This is a genomic window from Gilvimarinus sp. F26214L (assembly GCF_054401055.1).
The window spans coordinates 313184-330510 of sequence record NZ_JBTIYG010000003.1 but is presented as its reverse complement, the minus strand read 5'-3'; the positions used below and the strand labels follow the sequence as shown (position 1 = coordinate 330510).

The following is a 17327-nucleotide window of genomic DNA, read 5'->3' as shown; positions in this document are numbered from 1 at the left end:
GGCAACATTGGGACGAATAAGCGACTCAGTCGGTTCTCATTACGCGGTAAAGAGAAGGTGCAAGGGCAGTGGCGGTTATACTGTTTGGTGCATAATATCGAGAAGTTGATGAATTATGGCGCTGTAGCGTGATTCACAGGCATATCCACAGTTATGTGCCCGCAACTTCCTATAATTGGTGATTATGTTAAGCGAAAATGCTTGAATAATGATCACTTCCGAAAAATCAAATTGGCTGTAGACACGCGCTTTCTAGAAACCGTTTTTCTACAGGCTCGTTATGCAATGCTCACGTCCCACGCGCTGTCGTGACAGCTAAACAACAGGATGTTTATGAAAGCTTTTCTTATTCTCGACTTGTCCATCCACGACTTTCCTGTGTTCAAAACGTACGTCGAATCTATACCTGCATTCATAGCGAAGCACTCGGGCCAGTACGTCGTACAAGGCGAGGTTCCAACGGTTGTAGAAGGAGACTGGGAACCGGAAAGAGTAGTGGTGCTGGGATTCCCATCACGGGAGCACGCGAATAACTTCCTAGAAGATCCCGAAGTTCAGCCCTTATTTGAAATTAGGCACAAATCTACTACCAGCAAGCTCATCATGGTGGACACATGCTTGTAGGGTTGCTTAGATGCATAACAATCGGCTGTAGTTCGGCCGGGATCTAGCGCGCGTTTTGGCGGAGCGTTCAGCATCAACTCTTGCATTGTCGATTCTGCAGACCCTTGATCGACTAGGGTGTGAGTGCGCAATTCATATTGCGGACCGGTTATTGAAAAGAGTTCGATGGAGGCTTGTATGGCAAGTTCTAAAGTTGTTATTGCGGGGTGGTTCACTGTCGATCCGAGCAAACGGGACGAAGTAGTCGATAGCTTTAAAGATCTGGTAGTTCGAGCTCGTGAAGCGAAAGGCTGCTTGGATTTGGCCATTACTGCCGATCCAGTGGACCCCGCACGGATTAATAACTTCGAGTTATGGGTGTCAGAGAGTCACCTGAACTCATGGCGCAAAATAGCCAATCCGCCAGAAAACATCACCCCAATGCTTCAGGTAGACGTTCAGAAGCACATGATTGATAGATCAGGGCCGCCATTTGGTTAAAGGGCCGAACAAAGCCAAGCAGAAGGACAGCCAAATCGCTGCGCGGTTTGCCTCCGTCTGCTGGCGACGTTAACTACCCGACTTGCCCGGGGGCGCTCGGGTAACCGGGCGTTCTACCACGACACCCTTCAAAGAGGTCGATATTGGATATCCAAATCTGCAAAGAAAACACCGATGACGCGGCGCGAATACATGAAGTTACTGTGGAGGCGTTCTTAAATGCTCCCCATACGGCTCATACAGAGCAGTTCATTGTTGACGCTCTGCGTCACGCGGGAGCGTTAACGATCTCTCGGGTTGCTAAGGTTGACGGAGTGATTGTTGGCCATGTTGCGATTTCGCCCGTCACTTTATCAAGTGGCGCAACCGGCTGGTTTGGCCTTGGGCCGATATCTGTTCTTCCTGGGTTTCAGGGGTGCGGCGCGGGATCTAAGCTGATGAGAAGTTCTCTTGCCGCTCTCGAAGCAATGGGTGCATCTGGCTGCGTTGTGCTTGGTGATCCTAATTACTATGGTCGTTTCGGATTCAAGGTTGTAGATGGCCTGGTTTATCCCGGTGTGCCGGCTGAGTATTTTCAGGCGCTGTCATTTTCCGGCGAGGTCCCGCAAGGGGAAGTATCGTACCATGAGGCGTTCTCAGCTCCGGCCTGAGAGCACGAGAGAAAAGATATACTCCTCCAAAATGCTAGAGTCATTAGGGTGCACCTTGGACCAATCCAGGTGCCGGTCAGTCCTAGTCTGGAATGAAATTACTCAAATCGGGGGTGTCGCCTTTGCCTGGGACGGTCCTGACGCCGCGCCCCAACCCTAAGCGTTATTTTCGACGAGAAGCATATGAGAAAACTGGTAAGTTCAGGCTCTCCTCTGGAAGAACCAATTGGATTCTCAAGAGCATGCAGAGTTGGAAACATGATTTCAGTTGCCGGCACAGCACCCTTGGAGAATGGGGAAACTACTTGCGTTGGGGATGTTTATGGGCAGACCAGGCATTGCCTGGATCTATCCATTCGGGCTATTGAGGAGGCTGGTGGCAGAGCTACCGATATAATCAGAACTCGCATAATGCTTACTGACATTTCTCGTTGGGAGGAAGCGGCCAAAGCACACGGTGAGCTATTTTCTGCAGTAAAGCCCGCTTGTACGTTTGTTGAAGTAGGTCGCTTTATCGACCCGGACTGGCTCGTAGAGACGGAAGTCGACTGTGTCTTGGGGCAGGTATAACAGACATAAGTCTGTTCCGGGCCGGTGGCCTTGCACCGGACGGTGCGTAGGCGCACACGATGAAGACCCCGCGAATGTTAATCCAAACGGCGCGCGGCTCGTCGCGTGTCTCGAACGGAGGGCCCCATGGGACTTTTGACCTTCAGCATTAATGTTACCCTGGACGGCTGCGTGGACCACCAGGAAGGAATCGCTGACGATGAGACGCACGCGTTCTTCACCCGCCTCATGGACGAGAGCGGGGCCATGCTGTGGGGCCGCGTCACCTATGAGATGATGGAGAGCTATTGGCCCGCGGTCGCTCGAGGCGACGCGGAGGCACCGGCGGCGATGCGCGAGTGGGCGGTCAAGCTGGAGGCCAAACCGAAGTACGTGGTGTCCTCGACGCGGAAGGAGTTCCCGTGGAGCAACAGCCACCACATCGCCCACGACTTGCGCACGAGTATACAGAAGCTCAAGGACGCAACCGCTGACGGCGTACTTCTCGGTAGTGGCAAGCTCGCTACTGAGCTGGACCGGCTGGATCTGATCGACGAGTACAAATTGCTCGTCCACCCCAGGATCGCGGGCCACGGACCTCGTCTATACGAGTCCGGACTACCCAGCACGCGGCGGCTCGAGTTGATCTCGGCGAAGCCGTTCCGAAACGGCGCAGTCGCGATGCACTACCGGCGCACAGGCTGAACCGGAGCAGTGGGCTTCCCCGGCGATTGCCCACAACTGCGAATGGAAGATGATTCGCCGCGCCGGTGGTTCCGTTTGCCCGGTGTGTCAGTCGGCACCGTTGACCTTTTTCCGGATGTGTTCGATCACCGAACCATGCTCGTTCTGGGGACTGAACATAACGATGTCGGTGTCCGCTTCGGCGCGTACACTATGCCCAGGCGGCCAGTAGAACAGATCGCCGGTGTGTGACGTTTCTTCGCTCCCATCGGAGAAGATCGCCGTTACCGCCCCCTCGATCACATAGCCCCAGTGGGGGCTCATGCACGTATCCCTCTCAAGCCCCTTCAGTAAGTCGGTAATATCAGTCCCTGCGTCAAAACGGAAGTGTTCGGCACCCATCTTACCGTAACCGCTTACGTCGCCAAGTTCCGTCTGCTGTCGTGCCACCGCTCCGGGGGCGTCCACACGCACCGGTACATCGTCTCGCGCTATGTGCATCGTAGATTCCCTCCTTCAAATGCTTGACCTTGATCGGTCCTTAACGATTAAGCTTATTCTCCCCCAGACCAGCAATGGATGATCAACTTTCGTGTCGCAAACCTGGACGCGATGGTCGCGCAGCTGGAATGTCAGGGTGTCCACGTGGAGCGAAGGCCAGATGAGTGGGATTCGGAGGTGGGCAGGTTTGCGCGACTTTATGATCCCGAAGGTAACCCCGTTGAACTGTGGGAACCAGGGGCGTTGGATTGAAAGCTGCTTGAATCGTACCCTTGTGTCGTCAAAACATCAGCATCAGCATGAGGCGTTTATGAAGGACTATCCCCAGCACTACGAGGAATTGAAAGAATGGATGGAGAAGCTGGGGCAGGCTGCCCCGGCGGTTATGGAAGGCTTTGGCAAGTTGCATGAAGCAAGTGTCCGGCCTGGGGCGCTCGATGGTAAAACGAAGGAGCTGATCGCCTTGGCTATTGCGATAACGGTTCGTTGCGATGGTTGTATTTCGTATCACGTCCATGATGCCTTGCAAGCAGGGGCGTACAAGGAGGAGATCGTTGAAACAGTGTCAGTGGCCATTATGATGGGTGGAGGTCCTTCCGTCGTCTATGGAATAGAAGCGCTTCAGGCTGTTGAGCAGTACCAACAGCAGGAATCCTAGCTGAGCCTGTTGTATTCCGCTGGATGGCGGATGAATGACTCCTCTGGATTGGAGGCGGGCGGTTGAAAGAGCAGAACCTGGATAGAGTGATTTCTGTTACCGGAACGGCCAAGCGCTGGATGTCGCTTGCCGTTCTGGTTTTGATGTTGCTGATTGTTGTTTCGTCGATCATCGAGTTGTCGATTCTGCTGTTCCAGGAGATTTTTGATCCGACGGATGATGTTCTCTTCCTGGACATCGACGAACTGTTCCGGCTGTTCGGTTTCGTTTTCATGATTCTCATCGGTTTCGAGCTTATCGAGACCGTCGAGATGTACTTCAAGAAGAACATCGTCCACGCCGAAGTTGTGCTCCTTGTTGCGGTCATAGCTGTTTCGCGGAAGGTGATCCTGCTGGACCTCGACAAGTACGACCCCCTCGCTATTGTTGGGCTGGGGGTCGTGATTCTCGGGCTCGGCGGGTGCTATTACCTGATCAAGCGCAGCTATCGGGCATAGGCTCAGTTGATCGTGCCGAACAGCAGTTTAATGTAGACGTTGCGCCCGCTCGTGTGCCTTATCGAAGAGCTGTTCCAGTGCCTCCCTGTCGTACAGATAACGGGTATTGCAGAACTGGCAATCAACCTCGATTTCACCACCACGCTCGTCCAGAAGTTGGAAGGCATCGTCCCGTCCGAGGCTGATCAAGGCGGTGCCGGAGCGCTCCGCTGAGCAGCTGCAGCGAAAGGTCACCGGACGCTCTTCAAACAGCCGAACGTCCTCTTCATGGTACAAGCGGTGCAGTATGGTGCGGTTATCAAGCGCCATTAGCTCCTCTACGGTCAGGGTATCCGCCAGCATATTCAAACGGGTCCAGGTTTCTTCCCGCTCCGCCGGCTCGGTCTGGCTGGCGGGCAGAGCCTGAAGCATGAAGCCCCGGGCGTTGCGACCATCGGCCAGCAGACGGAATTGGCTGGGTAACTGTTCTGAGCTGGCGAAATAGCCGGCCAGCGACTCAGCGAGAGAGTCGCCCTCCAGGGTCACGAGGCCCTGGTAACGCTGCCCCTTGTCAGGATCGATGGTAATCGCCAGCACGCCTTGCGGCATCAGTTCGCTCAGGGTTTCACCGCGAAGGTCCTCGCTGTAGCGTGCAATGGCGCGAACGTCCTGGCGGCTTGAACACTCCACCATCAGTGTCGACAGTGGCCCCGGGGAACGGGCCTGCATGATCAGCAAACCATCGAATTTGATTGTGGTGGACAGCAGCACCGCGGCGGCCAGCATCTCACCCAGCAGCGTCTTCACCGGCTCCGGGTAGTCGTGCTTGGCAAGAATCTCGCGGTAACTCTCGTTCAGCGACACCAGTTCGCCGCGTACATCGAGGCGCTCGAACAAAAAACGCTGGGTGATATCCTGGGAGGGCATGGTTCAAACCTTCAAAAAGAATGGATTATACCCAACCAGTAGACCGAAAGCGTATTGTGCCCGTTCCGAACGGGAATCCGAAACCTGAGAGTCATCCGCGTTGATGAGAAAGCGTTCGGCTTATGTCGAATCCCGGCGGGCTGGTTCGATTACCTCCCAGCAGGGGCCCGACGCGAGCTGGCGCGTATGGGGCTGTTCGAACACAACCGGGAGGCAACGATGATCACACTTTATAGTTTTGGGCGGGTATACCCCGGTATGGTGGGCGAGGCTCGCGATCTGCGTGCGGAGTGGGCTCTTGAGGAAACCGGGCTGCCGTATCGTGTACACCCCCTGGACTACGTGGCCGGTGACATGGACTCTCCCAGGTACAGGGAGCTCAGCTATTTCCAACAGGTGCCGGTTATTGATGATGATGGCTTTGTGGTCGGTGAGTCCGGCGCCGTTGTTCTTTACATAGCCGAGAAGGCCGGCAAGCTGATTCCGGCTGACTTGGAAGGGCGGACGCAGGTGGTGCAATGGTGCTTTGCCGCGCTCGCCACCGTGGAGCGCCCGCTGTTCGAGATTCAGATGATCGACGGCGGCATGGGCGGGGAGGGGGCTGACGCACGCAGGGCGATGTTGGTCCAGGAGGCGCATCGCCGGCTTGCGGCGCTGGAGCGACGGCTCGACGGGCGGGACTGGATCGCCGGCGAGGGGTTCACCGTTGCCGATATTCTTCTCGCAACGGTCCTGCGACAGGTTCGGCATACGGATCTGCTTGAACCATACGCAGGTTTGAAAGATTATTACGCGAAGACATTGGCGCGCCCTGCCTGGCAGCGGACGCTGAGTCAGTGTGCCGAGCGGCAGGGTGTGGCTGTCCCTGATTTAACATAAACATTGCAGTGATAGTGGTGACCAATAAAGATGGTCGTCTCCGCCGTGCAGGAGCGGCATTCCTATTAATGACGAAGGAACAGCGGTGTTTGGCAAGATAGTTGTCGCCTTTTCTGTTCAAGCGGCGGCTTTCTCCGTCGGCTTAGGGCGCTCGGGATTTAACGTGGTAGAGTTGATCGGATCCCAGTTTCGGGTATTCCGAGTCCAGCGCCCCGGGTGTCGCTTTCGTGCCTCCTGGTAGACCTGATGTCGGTTAATCAGGGTGGCTCTGTCTTCACCGGCGTGCTTCTGTGCCGGGGTTACGAACTTGATGCCGCTGTGAAGATGTTCGTTGTTGTACCAGCGCATGAACTGTTCAACCCACTCTCGTGCCGCTTGCAATGATGCGAAGCCTTCTGCAGGCCAGCTCGGGCCGTATTTCAACGTGCGGAACAGCGACTCCGAGAAGGGGTTGTCGTTGCTCACGCGGGGCCTGCTATGGGATGTCTTGATCCCAAGAGCATAGAGCTTGGCCCGCAGCGTCAGTGACTTCATCGGCGCGCCATTGTCCGAGTGCAAGACCGGTGGCGCTGCAAAGCACTGCTCTCGCAACATGGCTCGCTGCATTAACGCTGCCGCTGCTTCGCCATTTTCGCTTTCGTGAACTTCCCAGGCGACGCCCTTCCGGCTGTAGATATCTTCAACCAGGTACAGGTAGTAGTACTGGCCCCTCACCGGCGATGGCAAATAGGTAATATCCCAGGACCAGACTTGATTGGGGCCCCTTGCCACGTGAGTTGTGGGCGCTTTGGTTTTCTGCCTCTGCTTCGCTCTGCCTCGGTGGTTCAGTTGTTCATGGGCGTTAAGAATCCGATAGAAGCTCGACTCCGATGCGAGGTAAACCCCGCGGTCTGCCAGCAGCGGAACGATTTGGCTCGGTGGCTTGCTGGCAAACTCAGGGCTATTGCAGATGTTCAGCACCGCCTGTTGTTCATCGTCGGTCAGCCGGTTGCAAGGCTTTGGTCGTTGCGCATGCGGGCGCTGGTCGTCCGAGGGCGCCCCCTCGGCTGTCCAGCGTTGGAAGGTGCGCAGGCAGATCTCAGCTACTTCACAGGCCTGCCTTTTCCGGGCACCGGCGGCCACGGCTTCATTGATCCACAGAATCAGCTGTCGCCGCTCCGAGGTCGGGGTTAGTCTTCCCCGCTGTCCTCTCCCCGGAGGGCATCCAACTTTTTTCTCAGCACCAGTAGGGCAGCGGCTTCGGCCAGAGCTTTCTCTTTGCGTCGAAGCTCTTTTTCCAGCTCCTTGATGCGTTTTCTGTCCCTCTGGCCCTGGCTGCGGACTTCTTTGTTCAGTTCCGAATCGCCTAATGTGCCGTTTATGCAGGCTTGCTTCCAAGCTTCTATCTGCTCTGGATACAAGCCCTTCTTGCGACAGTACTCGCCTAACCCCGCCTCGCTGAGGCTTGCGGTTTCGACGACGGCGGCGAACTTGGCTTCCGCCGGCCAATCTTCACCCTGTTTACCACTTCCCGGCACTGGTATACCCTTGTTCTTGGCTTCGGTCCGCCAATTGTACAGTGTCGGCTCGCTGATGCCTTCTTCGGCTGCGACCTGCGGCACGGGTCGATTCTCCGGTGGGAGAAGCTTCTTCAGAATGGCTATTTTTCGTTCTGGCGAATACCTTGGCATTGACTCATTCTTACCGCCCCCTGTTGATGTTTCCTGGTTCAAAGAAGGCGACAACTATTCTGACACAGGGGGACAGTTCGAACTATGAGAACAATAGCGTTTGTATTTATATTGCTGGTGTCCAGCGTTGGGTGGGCGGAACAGCTGAAAACAGGTTACGCACCGGTCAATGGCCTTGAATTGTACTACGAGGTCCACGGCAAGGGTGATCCCGTTGTGCTGTTGCACGGCTCGTTCATGACGATTACAAACAACTGGCCGGAGATGATCGCCCAGCTATCACAAAGCCGTAAAGTTATCGCAGTCGAGATGCAGGGGCATGGCCGTACCGCCGATATCGATCGCGATTTCAGTTTCGAGGCACTGGCGGACGACACTGCGGCCCTGCTTGATCATCTGGGCATCGAGCGAGCCGACCTTGTGGGGTACAGCATGGGTGGCGGCGTTGCCATGCAGGTTGCGATCCGCCATCCGGAGAAGGTCAGGAAGGTAGTCAGCCTGTCGGCTGTGTTCCGTCATGATGGCTGGGTCAGCGAAGCGGTTGATCTGTTCAGTCAGATGGAGCCTGCAATGTTCAAGGGCTCGCCGATTGAGGCCGAGTACAAAAAGTTGAGCCCTACACCTGAAGTTTGAAACCTTCATAAGACGCGTTATTCAGATGGACAACAAACCCTACGATTTCGGCGCCGGGAACATCAAGGCAACGAGAGCGCCGATGTTCTTCATTCACGGCGATGCCGATGGGGTACGGCTGGAGCACATTGCGGAAATGTTCCGTTTGAAAGGCGGCGAGGTTTTTGGTGATCTGCGGCCTCGTGCGGAATCAAGGCTTGCGATTCTGCCGGACACGACGCATGTCACCTTAATGAACAGAATTGACGTTATCGTGCCCATGGTCAACGATTTTCTGAACGCTCCATTCGGCGGCTGAGTCGGCACAAGTCAACAAGGTGTGTGTGGAGAGAGCATCATGAAACCCAGAATTTCCGTAATTACACTTGCCGTCGAGGACCTCGACAGGTCCCTTGCATTTTATCGCGACGGTCTCGGCCTCCCGACTGAGGGTATTGTCGGCCAGGAGTTTGAGAACGGTGCTGTGGCCTTCTTTGACATGGGAGCGAATCTCAAGCTGGCTCTCTATCCCCGTAAAAGCCTCGCGCAGGACGCCGGGATACCTCCCTCAACACCAAGCCCTACGGAGTTTGCTCTCGCGCACAATGTGGGCTCCCAAGAAGAAGTGGATGAGGTAATGCTCCAGGCCGAGAGGGCTGGAGCGCAGATCGTAAAGCCAGCACAGGATACGTTCTGGGGCGGGTACGCAGGATATTTTCAGGATCCCGACCGGCACCTGTGGGAAGTTGCATGGAATCCGGACTGGGCGGAATGACCGTACAACAATTGCGGGGGGGAGATCGCGCAGAAGCCGAGTGGCGGAGCGATCATCTGCCCTGGCGCGCTGCTATTACCTGTGAGGTAATAGCCTGCACTCACCAATGGGATAAAGTACGCCCCATGACACATCAAACTCTGACCGTGGGCCAGCTGATCAGGCAATGGCGGCAACGGCGCCGTTTAAGCCAGTTCGCACTGGCGCTGGATACCGAAATCTCCCAGCGCCATCTGAGCTTCGTCGAATCCGGCCGGGCACTGCCCAGCCGCGGGATGATCCTGAGGCTGGCCGAGCAACTGGATATCCCGCTGCGAGAGCGCAACATACTGCTGACCGCTGCCGGCTACGCGCCGGTCTACAGTGAAGTGCAACCGGATACGCCGGACCATGCCCGTGTACTTCAGTTTCTGCAATTTACTCTCGATAGCTGCGAGCCATTTCCGGCACTGGCCGTGAATCGCCATTGGCAGCTGTATGCGGCAAACCAGGCCGCGCTCCGACTGCTGACTGACGTTGATGCGAGCCTGTTGCAGCCACCGGTCAACGTGCTGCAGCTCAGTCTGGATCCAAAAGGTCTGGCACCCAGCATTATCAACTACAGCCAGTGGCGCGAGCATATACTGGTCCGCTTGGAGCACCAGATCCGCGACACCGCCGACCCGAGGCTAAGCGAGCTCTTACAACAACTCAGCCAGTATCCGCCGCCGGCAACGGCCGAGCCACCTGGGGAGCCGGTGACGCCCCATCTGGCCCAACTTGCCGTTCCGCTGCAACTGAAAACCGCGGACGGCATCCTGTCCCTGATCAGCACCACAACGGTCTTCGGTACGCCAACCGATGTCACGCTGGCAGAGTTGGCGATTGAGTGCTTCTTTCCTGCCGATGAGGTTAGCGCCGGACTTTTACGTCGCCTAGCGTCGGTCAATCACAAATCGGAAACCGAAGGTGAACCGGACGAGGAAGCGAGAGCACATGGGTAACAATGAAGGGTTGGTATTTTACGTAACGTTGAAGATCCGGCCGGAAAAGGTCCAGGACTGGTTGCAGGCGGTTCACGAGATTATCGAGCAGATGTCGAAAGAATCCGCATTCATCTGCTGTTATCTCCAGCGCGACGCATCTGATCCCTGCTCTTTCACCCTTTTCGAGAAGTGGCGTGAGCCGTCAATGGATGCATTCGTTGCACATCAGATGACGTCTTATCGCCTGGCTTACGAAGAGAAGCTGGCGGAGTATCTGCAATCACCCCGATCAGCCGAGGTGCTGGAGCCAGTAGACCAGTGGCTCGCGGTGAGTTGAGCAGAAATCGGTATAGCGTTGGATTCTGTACTAAACGGAGAATGTTGATGAAAGCAGAAGTTGGCACCGGGCCCGCTCTAACCGTCCGGCCCGCGACCGCCGCCGATGTGGAGCGAATCTCCGTACTGGCAAAGGTGGTGTGGATCAACACCTATGCCAAAGACGGCATCACCGAGGCATTCAGCCGCTATGTGGAATCCGCTTTCAGTTCGCAGGCATTATTGTCCGAGCTGCAAACCAACAGCGTTGTTGTCGCGGAGCGCGAACAGAATTTATTGGGTTATGCACTGTTGAACCCAGCCACCGATGAACTTGGTACGTTGTATGTGCTGCCAAAGGTTCACGGTCAGGGCGTCGGTACTGCGCTGGTCAGGTACTGTCAGGAGCTGTGTGCCGGGGCGCTTTGGTTGACCTGCTGGGAGGGGAACAAGGGCGCGCTGGCATTTTATCGGCGGCTCCAGTTTGCTGATTGCGGCGAAGACTACTTTGTTCTTGAGGGGAGTCGCTATCGTAATATAAAGCTGATTCTTGGCCCGACGTCGGCATGATGCGCTGGGCCATAGGGTCGGCAATGTGCTGTGCGATTGCTTTCAATCTTACCTTCCTCATCCAGGAAGTGGCACTTTTCCTACCCAAAGCGCTAATCCCCGGTGTCTCGTCGACCCTGTTTCATAATAACCATATCTGGCAAGGCGAGCACCCATTGGTCTACCTGTTTCAGGGCGCGGGCGCGCTTGCGACGGTTGTCAGTGGATTGCTTTGTTTGTATGTGGTCCAGCGGGGGCAGCTGCAATCGGCTGGCAGCAGGCTGTTCTTTCTTTGGATGGGTTACCACGGATTCTTCATGGCTTTGCCACAGGTTGTCATCGGGGCGGTCAATCCTTACAACGACGTCGGGATGGCCATGGATTACTTCAACCTCACTGATGGCAGTAAAAAACTATTGGCATTGTTGGCACTGGTCGCAATGCCACTGGTGGCGAATCTCTTCACGGAGCCCTTCCTCCGGCTGGCTCCTGATAGCGCGGCGGTTACCAGCCGTGGCGACCGGACCCGCTTCATTGCCCGGATCGTTACGGTTCCGGCTCTGATTGCTGTATTGCTGGTAATTCCGTTCCGGCTTCCCCGTGAATGGCTGGAGGTGATTGTTCTCCCGCTCATTGTGATGCTGGCTGGCACCGTGTGGGTTCAGGCGGGCGCCTGGCGAATCTCGATTGTCAGGATTGCATTTCCGCTGAGCTCGCCGCCACCACTGAAGCTTTTGTCGCTGGCGGCGATAACGCTTTTGCTGGTTTTTCAACTGGTCCTGCGCCCCGGCATCACCCTTTCGTTGCACGAAGACGCGGTCGCCAGCAGCGCGCAGTTTGTACGTTAACAGCCTACCTCGTAGGACCCACGTGCCCCAACCAAGCCTAACCGGTGGTGCTCACCTCCCAAACTACCTTCAGCTCCTCCTTGAGTAATTTTGATCGCTCCTTGAGCCAGTCTCCAAAGAGCCGAACCCCCTCCGCGGTATTCCGGTCCAGGAAGTCGTCTTGACGTTGGCTCAGCGCGCCCATGGCGTCGCAGAAGAAAGCAAAATGCGCATCGAACTCCGCAAATTCATCGTACAAATCTAATAGCTTTGCCCGACAGTCGACGCCAAGCTGAATCTTTGAAGTTCTATCCATGATGGACCGGACCCTTGAGGTTAAATAATCGAGTCAAAGCGAAGTGGCACGAATCACCTACCCACTCGCGAACGCCACCCCGCTAGCCATAGCAAGGACGGAATGCTACTGTAGACAGCTTTTTGCGGCCTCATATCGAATTCGGCCATTCTGAATAGCATTCTAGCAGGCAAAATCACATTTGCAATAGCTAAATGCCATTCGAAATGATATTTCGGCTATACAAGGGGAGTCTTGTTTTGATCAGGTGCCATTTAGCGCGGCTAATGGGTGAACGTAAACTCAAGATCGCCGACGTTGCTCGGGAGACCGGCCTGAATCGAAACACGGTATCCCTTCTTTACCACGAGACGGCACAAAAGGTGGACTTGGACGCGATCAATAAGCTGTGCAAGCTGTTTCAGTGCCAGGTCGGCGAATTGTTCGAGTACACGGAGGGCAATACCGAGTAGGTGCTCTTGCGACAATGACTGCCCACAGAAAACGCTGGCCCCCAGGATCCGAAATCCGCGAGTCTGCGCTGCTCATCTTCCCCGAGCTTTCTCCCCGCATGGAGCGGGACCACCGTCGGCATCTCCCGCCTTTACCGGCCAACCAGCCGATACTCCTCGTGATCTCGCTCCACCATGCCCAATTCATCCAGTGCATCCAGAACCGCCTGCACGGCCACCTTGGGTGATCGTTTGAATTGAGTGGCGATGGCTTCAGCGGGGCGTGGCCCCTGGGCGAGGGCCTGGCGCACGGCGGCGACTTGGTCGCGCATGTGTTTGGGCCAGGTGAGTTTGGCGGTGGAGGTTTTCGCCCCAGCAACACTGGCTGCGGGTGCGAGTTCGGCTTCCGTTTGTTCGGGCGCTGTGGCGGCATCCGGGTTCTGGTAGTCTGGGCGCAGCCAGCGAATGTGGCCGCGCGCTTCCTCGGCGGCGCGCTCGGCGTTGAGGGTGACGAGACGCTGGAGTAGTTCTTCTTCGGCCTCAGCTTGCGCTTCGGGTTTGTCCCGCAGCGGTGTGGTAGCGCCGGGCAGGCCCACCAGTTTGTCGGCGAGGTCGTCCCAGCCATAGGCGGCGAATACGGCACGGTCCAGTTCGTCGTGCAATTCGCGCAGCACGGAAACCAGGCCCTGCTCGTGGATGGTTTTTTCCTTGGCGGTAAGGGTTTCGCCGCTGCGTAGTTTTTCCAGCACGTTGTACATGCCGGTTAAGGTCAGCTTCGGGTGTAGTTCCTGTTGGCGCTTACGGTGGGCGTCGAGCTGTTCGGAAAGGCTGCGGATGCGATCGGAGGGACATTCGCCGTAGTGTTGGGTTTGCCCGCCTCGGCCTCGTGTATCCGAGAATTCGATGCTTAGTGGCTCGCCGAATTTGTCGGCTGCGTGGAGGTCTGGGAAGGGGAAAGCTTCGAAGCAGACTGACTTGTTATAACGTGAATCATTCCCGACCCCGAGGCGCCCCCCGGCAAGAGATGACCAAGCTACATGAACGCGCGATGATAGAACTCCGAACGGAGCATACCCCTTCACTGCAAACATCACCGTGGTGCTATCACAGATTGTTGAGGCGGGCACTACCACGAAGACTCGGTGCTTAGCCGTGAGAGACGTTGCCACCGCTAAGTCAAGATTGGTTAAAGCTGGGCGAAAAGTGCTTCTGGCTTCTCCAAATATCCACCACCGCTCGCGCAGCGCTGCCCGATTATTCTGGTCTCGCTCCGGCTTCACTCGTTCGAGCACCCATTGATAAATAGCAGGGAATTGATTTCGGACCTCGTCTTGCGATAAGCCAAAAAGGTCAACTGCGTAAAGACCTCGCGGTGATTGGGTGATATCACGACCAGTCATTAGCGGGCGAATGCAAGTAGTGCTTCCGCTCATGCTCCCGATTAGTTCCTTAGCCTGTTCAGGATCAACGATAAAGCCTTGCCCAGTCAACTGATAGCCTACGCAAGCAATACCGTTGTTCGCCTTCAATTCTGTGGCTTTTCCCGGATCGACTCCGACAGTCAAATTCGGTGTGATATAACCTGACTCCAATGCCAGCTCAACAGCTACCTCATCGTCACCTTTGGCAAATTCACGTACAACTCTGGCGATTTGTCCTGTTTCGGCACCAGTACCTGCTGTAGTCAGGGTTACCCTAACCGCTGCGCCATCTGCGCTATCAACCCAGGGGTGATCAGGAACTACAAAGCGAATTCCCAGCCCCGGATTATTTTTGAATGATGCCTCAACCACCTTTCGTGAGAATGTCTGCCGGAGACTGTTTGTCGTGATCAGGCCGAATTGCTTCGCATTTCCTGAGCCGACAGCGTCGGCGGCCTTGGTCCACCAGTACATAACAAAATCTGCATGCTCAGGAATATCCGGGTACGTCGACCGCAGAGCAGTGAGATATCCATCTCCTAGTGCCAACCGGCTTCGGCGGGCACCTATGTACGGCGGATTCCCCACAATGTAATCCGCGCGCGGCCACTCGGCCTTGCGGGGGTTTACATAGTAGTACTGAGGAGCGCGGGCCTCTTCATCGGGAATCTGTTCGCCGGTAATGGGGCTGGTTTTGTAGGTGATGCCGTCCCAACGGCTAATGGGTTTTCCATCTTCCTCTGTGACAAGTTCCATGGCCTCATAGGCCAGCAGGGCATCGCGGTTCTCGATGTTTTTGAAATCGCGCAGTACGGGTTCCGGCGGGTTGACCTTGCCGTGAGTGCGAAAGTGCCATTGCAGGTAGCCGATCCACAGCACCATTTCGGCAATGCGGGCGGCGCGGGGGTTGATCTCCAGTCCCAGGAATTGATGGGGATCGACGGTGACGCCTTCCAGTTCCAACAGGCCCTGGGATTCGCCCAGGTCGTGCAGCAGGTTGAGGATTTCACCTTCCAGCCGCTTCATGTGTTCCAGGGTGACGTACAGAAAGTTGCCGCTGCCGCAGGCCGGGTCCAGTACCCGCAGATCGCAGAGGTGTTTGTGAAAGGCACGGATCTCCGCCACCGCTTGTTTGTGCTTGCCCGCTTGCTCGTAGGCCAGGGCCGCGGCCTGGACTTCCTTCCATTCGGCGCGCAGGGGTTCGATGACAGTGGGAAGCACGAGCCGTTCGACGTAGGCGCGGGGCGTGTAGTGGGCGCCCAGTTTGTGGCGCTCGCGGGGGTTGAGGGCGCGCTCCAGCAGGGTGCCGAAGATGGCGGGTTCCACATAACGCCAGTCCGCTTCGGCTGCCTTGAGTAGCAGGTCGATTTGATCGCGATCCAGCACGAGGGCAGAGGAGTCGCTGAACAGGCCGCCATTGAAGCGAAGCAAGGTGCTTTCGAGGATTGGGGAGAACCCGCCGTCGTTCATGGTTTGCCAAAGGTGCTCCAGCATGGGAGCGAAGGTTTGGGGTTTGTCCTTGAGGCGTTTCAGAAGTTCGGTGAAGCCCCGCGCGGGTAGCAGCCCTATGTCCTCGGCGAACATGGTAAATAGCGCCCGCATCAGAAAGCTGGCCACCAGTTGCGGTGACTGGCCGTCCAGCTCCAGGGATTTGGCGAGTCGGGCGAGTTGGTCGGCAATATCCCGGGTAACGCGAGCCGAACGTCGCGCGGGATCGAGGGAGAGTGGGTCAGACCACACGGCGCGCAGGCGGTCGCGGACGTCTTCCCGCCGCAGATCTTCCAGTCGAATGCGGTGGCTGAGTGGGTCCGGGTAGGGGGTGTAGGTGGCGCCGGAACGGCTGAATTCAGCGTAAAGCTCGATATTTCGCCCCACATCCACCACGAGGATAAAAGGGGGGCGACCCTCCTCCGCAGGCAGTGCGCGGGCGTATTGATCCGCCTGATTGTGGGCCCGGAGCATCGCCTTGTCCCATCCGGAGCTATCGAGGGCCTTGCCGGTTTGCTTGGCTTCCAGCACGAAGCTGCCACGCTTGTAAAGGTCAATAAAGCCGTTGTTGCTGCTGCCGTCCGGCTGCTTCATCAACACGCGGCGTTCAAAGACGTAAGCGTTATCGCGGGTATCATCGCCCGCCGGTTCAGGTTGCGGCAGGTCCAGCAGCGTGCAAAGTTCCGTGAGAAAAAGCTGGTAATTGGCGCGTTCACTGCCGCCGGCGCTGCGCCAGCGGTCGATGAATGTTTCCAGTTGCTCTGTGCCGCCTTCCACTTGTTCAACCACGATGAAGCTCATCCGTCCGAAAACGGTTGATTCTAGCGAACAATGGCAGTCAAAGGTACCGTACCGCAGAAGTGCCAAGCATTCACTTGATAGTCAGGGCGCGATCACCTTAATGTTGGATGTTTCCACTGGCGCTGGACGTCGAGGCCTGTGGGGGGCTCTCTGGCTTGCCTTTATAAGCCTGGGCATCGCCTTCGACTACGCCCAGCCATGAGATTCGGCCCAGCCAAGGAGCGCATGGAGTGAAGTACCATCACCTGTTGTTGTTGACGCTTGTCCTGTTTCTGGGGGCTTCCCATTATCTGGGTTATACGCCTTTGGCACTTGGCGCCATCATCGCGCTCGCGAGCATGGTGGCGTACGTTCTGTACGCAAAAGACAAGGCCGCCGCCAGAACTGGCTCGTGGCGCGTACCGGAGAGAACTCTTCACCTGGCCGGGCTGTTCTTCGGCTGGCCCGGCGCCCTACTTGCTCAGGAACGCCTTCGGCACAAAACCCAGAAGCGCCGCTTCCGCGTGGTGTTCTGGGCCTGTGTTCTGGTCAATGTCGGCGTGGTTGGCTGGCTGCACAGCCCGGAGGGCAATGCGCAGCTTCGGGATGGCGCCCGGCAGATCGAGAGGCTGACCCTGTCCTCGCTGTCACACGAGGCTGCGGTCGCAACGGTAACTTTCCTTACCCGGTTTCGTGCCCGGCGACTGGATTTCTTCCGGTAGAATCGGAGTTTGACGTAGGTGTACGGAG

At 56.6% G+C, this 17327-nt stretch carries 23 protein-coding genes; 18 read left to right on the top strand and 5 right to left on the bottom strand.

Annotated elements, in window-relative coordinates; translation table 11 throughout:
• The 6 genes from ACURWW_RS05455 to ACURWW_RS05430 form a co-directional block, all read left to right on the top strand.
• Nucleotides 1–132 (top strand): transposase (locus ACURWW_RS05455; RefSeq protein ID WP_458618439.1); only part of this gene is annotated, 132 nt, incomplete at its 5' end.
• A 201-nt stretch (nt 133–333) separates the two neighbouring features.
• A complete protein-coding gene (locus tag ACURWW_RS05450; protein ID WP_445616527.1) occupies nt 334–624 on the top strand; it encodes a DUF1330 domain-containing protein in 291 nt (96 codons plus the stop codon).
• A 177-nt stretch (nt 625–801) separates the two neighbouring features.
• Nucleotides 802–1104: a putative quinol monooxygenase gene (locus tag ACURWW_RS05445; protein ID WP_445616528.1), complete on the top strand. Its 303-nt coding sequence runs from the start codon at nt 802–804 to the stop codon at nt 1102–1104.
• A 143-nt stretch (nt 1105–1247) separates the two neighbouring features.
• Nucleotides 1248–1754 carry a GNAT family N-acetyltransferase gene (locus ACURWW_RS05440; RefSeq protein WP_445616529.1) on the top strand — a complete coding sequence of 169 codons (507 nt, stop codon included), beginning with the start codon at nt 1248–1250 and terminating at the stop codon, nt 1752–1754.
• 183 nt (nt 1755–1937) lie between these two features.
• Nucleotides 1938–2324: a RidA family protein gene (locus tag ACURWW_RS05435; RefSeq protein WP_445616530.1), complete on the top strand. Its 387-nt coding sequence runs from the start codon at nt 1938–1940 to the stop codon at nt 2322–2324.
• A gap of 126 nt (nt 2325–2450) precedes the next feature.
• Nucleotides 2451–3008, top strand: a complete 558-nt coding sequence (locus ACURWW_RS05430) for a dihydrofolate reductase family protein (RefSeq protein ID WP_445616531.1) — start codon at nt 2451–2453, stop codon at nt 3006–3008.
• 87 nt (nt 3009–3095) lie between these two features.
• On the opposite strand, the gene ACURWW_RS05425 is transcribed toward ACURWW_RS05430, so the two are convergent.
• Nucleotides 3096–3488, bottom strand: coding sequence for a hypothetical protein (locus tag ACURWW_RS05425; RefSeq protein WP_445616532.1), 393 nt, complete (start codon nt 3486–3488; stop codon nt 3096–3098).
• 310 nt (nt 3489–3798) lie between these two features.
• On the opposite strand from ACURWW_RS05425, the gene ACURWW_RS05420 reads away from it, so the two are divergent.
• Nucleotides 3799–4146, top strand: coding sequence for a carboxymuconolactone decarboxylase family protein (locus tag ACURWW_RS05420; protein ID WP_445616533.1), 348 nt, complete (start codon nt 3799–3801; stop codon nt 4144–4146).
• Between the two features lie 62 nt (nt 4147–4208).
• On the top strand, nt 4209–4643 hold the full coding sequence (locus tag ACURWW_RS05415) for a phosphate-starvation-inducible PsiE family protein (protein WP_445616534.1): 435 nt from the start codon (nt 4209–4211) through the stop codon (nt 4641–4643).
• A gap of 27 nt (nt 4644–4670) precedes the next feature.
• Here ACURWW_RS05415 and hslO read toward each other — a convergent pair whose 3' ends face one another.
• Nucleotides 4671–5549, bottom strand: a complete 879-nt coding sequence (hslO, locus tag ACURWW_RS05410) for an Hsp33 family molecular chaperone HslO (RefSeq protein ID WP_445616535.1) — start codon at nt 5547–5549, stop codon at nt 4671–4673.
• A gap of 219 nt (nt 5550–5768) precedes the next feature.
• Here hslO and ACURWW_RS05405 point away from each other — a divergent pair, with 219 nt between their 5' ends.
• A complete protein-coding gene (locus tag ACURWW_RS05405) occupies nt 5769–6428 on the top strand; it encodes a glutathione S-transferase family protein (RefSeq protein ID WP_445616536.1) in 660 nt (219 codons plus the stop codon).
• A gap of 117 nt (nt 6429–6545) precedes the next feature.
• Here ACURWW_RS05405 and ACURWW_RS05400 read toward each other — a convergent pair.
• A protein-coding gene (locus ACURWW_RS05400) for an IS3 family transposase (protein WP_445616748.1) occupies nt 6546–8098 on the bottom strand; the annotation gives its coding sequence in 2 pieces (ribosomal slippage) (nt 6546–7633 and nt 7633–8098; 1554 coding nt in all).
• An 84-nt stretch (nt 8099–8182) separates the two neighbouring features.
• Between ACURWW_RS05400 and ACURWW_RS05395 the strand changes: the two genes are divergently transcribed.
• The 7 genes from ACURWW_RS05395 to ACURWW_RS05365 all read left to right on the top strand — a co-directional run bounded on the left by ACURWW_RS05395 (nt 8183) and on the right by ACURWW_RS05365 (nt 12162).
• Nucleotides 8183–8731 carry an alpha/beta fold hydrolase gene (locus ACURWW_RS05395; protein WP_445616537.1) on the top strand — a complete coding sequence of 183 codons (549 nt, stop codon included), beginning with the start codon at nt 8183–8185 and terminating at the stop codon, nt 8729–8731.
• A 25-nt stretch (nt 8732–8756) separates the two neighbouring features.
• Nucleotides 8757–9029, top strand: coding sequence for a hypothetical protein (locus ACURWW_RS05390; protein WP_445616538.1), 273 nt, complete (start codon nt 8757–8759; stop codon nt 9027–9029).
• Nucleotides 9030–9068: 39 nt separating this feature from the next.
• Nucleotides 9069–9485 carry a VOC family protein gene (locus ACURWW_RS05385; RefSeq protein ID WP_445616539.1) on the top strand — a complete coding sequence of 139 codons (417 nt, stop codon included), beginning with the start codon at nt 9069–9071 and terminating at the stop codon, nt 9483–9485.
• Between the two features lie 125 nt (nt 9486–9610).
• Complete coding sequence (locus tag ACURWW_RS05380; RefSeq protein WP_445616540.1) at nt 9611–10468, top strand: helix-turn-helix domain-containing protein; 858 nt, start codon at nt 9611–9613, stop codon at nt 10466–10468.
• On the top strand, nt 10461–10787 hold the full coding sequence (locus tag ACURWW_RS05375) for a putative quinol monooxygenase (RefSeq protein ID WP_445616541.1): 327 nt from the start codon (nt 10461–10463) through the stop codon (nt 10785–10787). Before ACURWW_RS05380 ends, ACURWW_RS05375 begins: the two co-directional genes overlap by 8 nt.
• A 47-nt stretch (nt 10788–10834) precedes the next feature.
• Complete coding sequence (locus tag ACURWW_RS05370; protein ID WP_445616542.1) at nt 10835–11335, top strand: GNAT family N-acetyltransferase; 501 nt, start codon at nt 10835–10837, stop codon at nt 11333–11335.
• Nucleotides 11332–12162, top strand: coding sequence for a hypothetical protein (locus tag ACURWW_RS05365; RefSeq protein ID WP_445616543.1), 831 nt, complete (start codon nt 11332–11334; stop codon nt 12160–12162). The genes ACURWW_RS05370 and ACURWW_RS05365 overlap by 4 nt, the downstream gene beginning before the upstream one ends.
• A gap of 37 nt (nt 12163–12199) precedes the next feature.
• Here the strand turns inward: ACURWW_RS05365 and ACURWW_RS05360 are convergent, their stop codons facing one another.
• Nucleotides 12200–12457 carry a hypothetical protein gene (locus tag ACURWW_RS05360; protein ID WP_445616544.1) on the bottom strand — a complete coding sequence of 86 codons (258 nt, stop codon included), beginning with the start codon at nt 12455–12457 and terminating at the stop codon, nt 12200–12202.
• A gap of 194 nt (nt 12458–12651) precedes the next feature.
• Between ACURWW_RS05360 and ACURWW_RS05355 the strand changes: the two genes are divergently transcribed.
• Nucleotides 12652–12909, top strand: coding sequence for a helix-turn-helix domain-containing protein (locus ACURWW_RS05355; protein WP_458618438.1), 258 nt, complete (start codon nt 12652–12654; stop codon nt 12907–12909).
• A gap of 131 nt (nt 12910–13040) precedes the next feature.
• Here the strand turns inward: ACURWW_RS05355 and ACURWW_RS05350 are convergent, their stop codons facing one another.
• Nucleotides 13041–16586: a class I SAM-dependent DNA methyltransferase gene (locus ACURWW_RS05350; protein WP_445616545.1), complete on the bottom strand. Its 3546-nt coding sequence runs from the start codon at nt 16584–16586 to the stop codon at nt 13041–13043.
• A gap of 242 nt (nt 16587–16828) precedes the next feature.
• Between ACURWW_RS05350 and ACURWW_RS05345 the strand changes: the two genes are divergently transcribed.
• The gene (locus tag ACURWW_RS05345) at nt 16829–17299 is read left to right on the top strand and encodes a DUF1294 domain-containing protein (RefSeq protein ID WP_445616546.1); all 471 of its coding nucleotides are present in this window, start codon (nt 16829–16831) and stop codon (nt 17297–17299) included.
• Nucleotides 17300–17327: the final 28 nt, after the last annotated feature.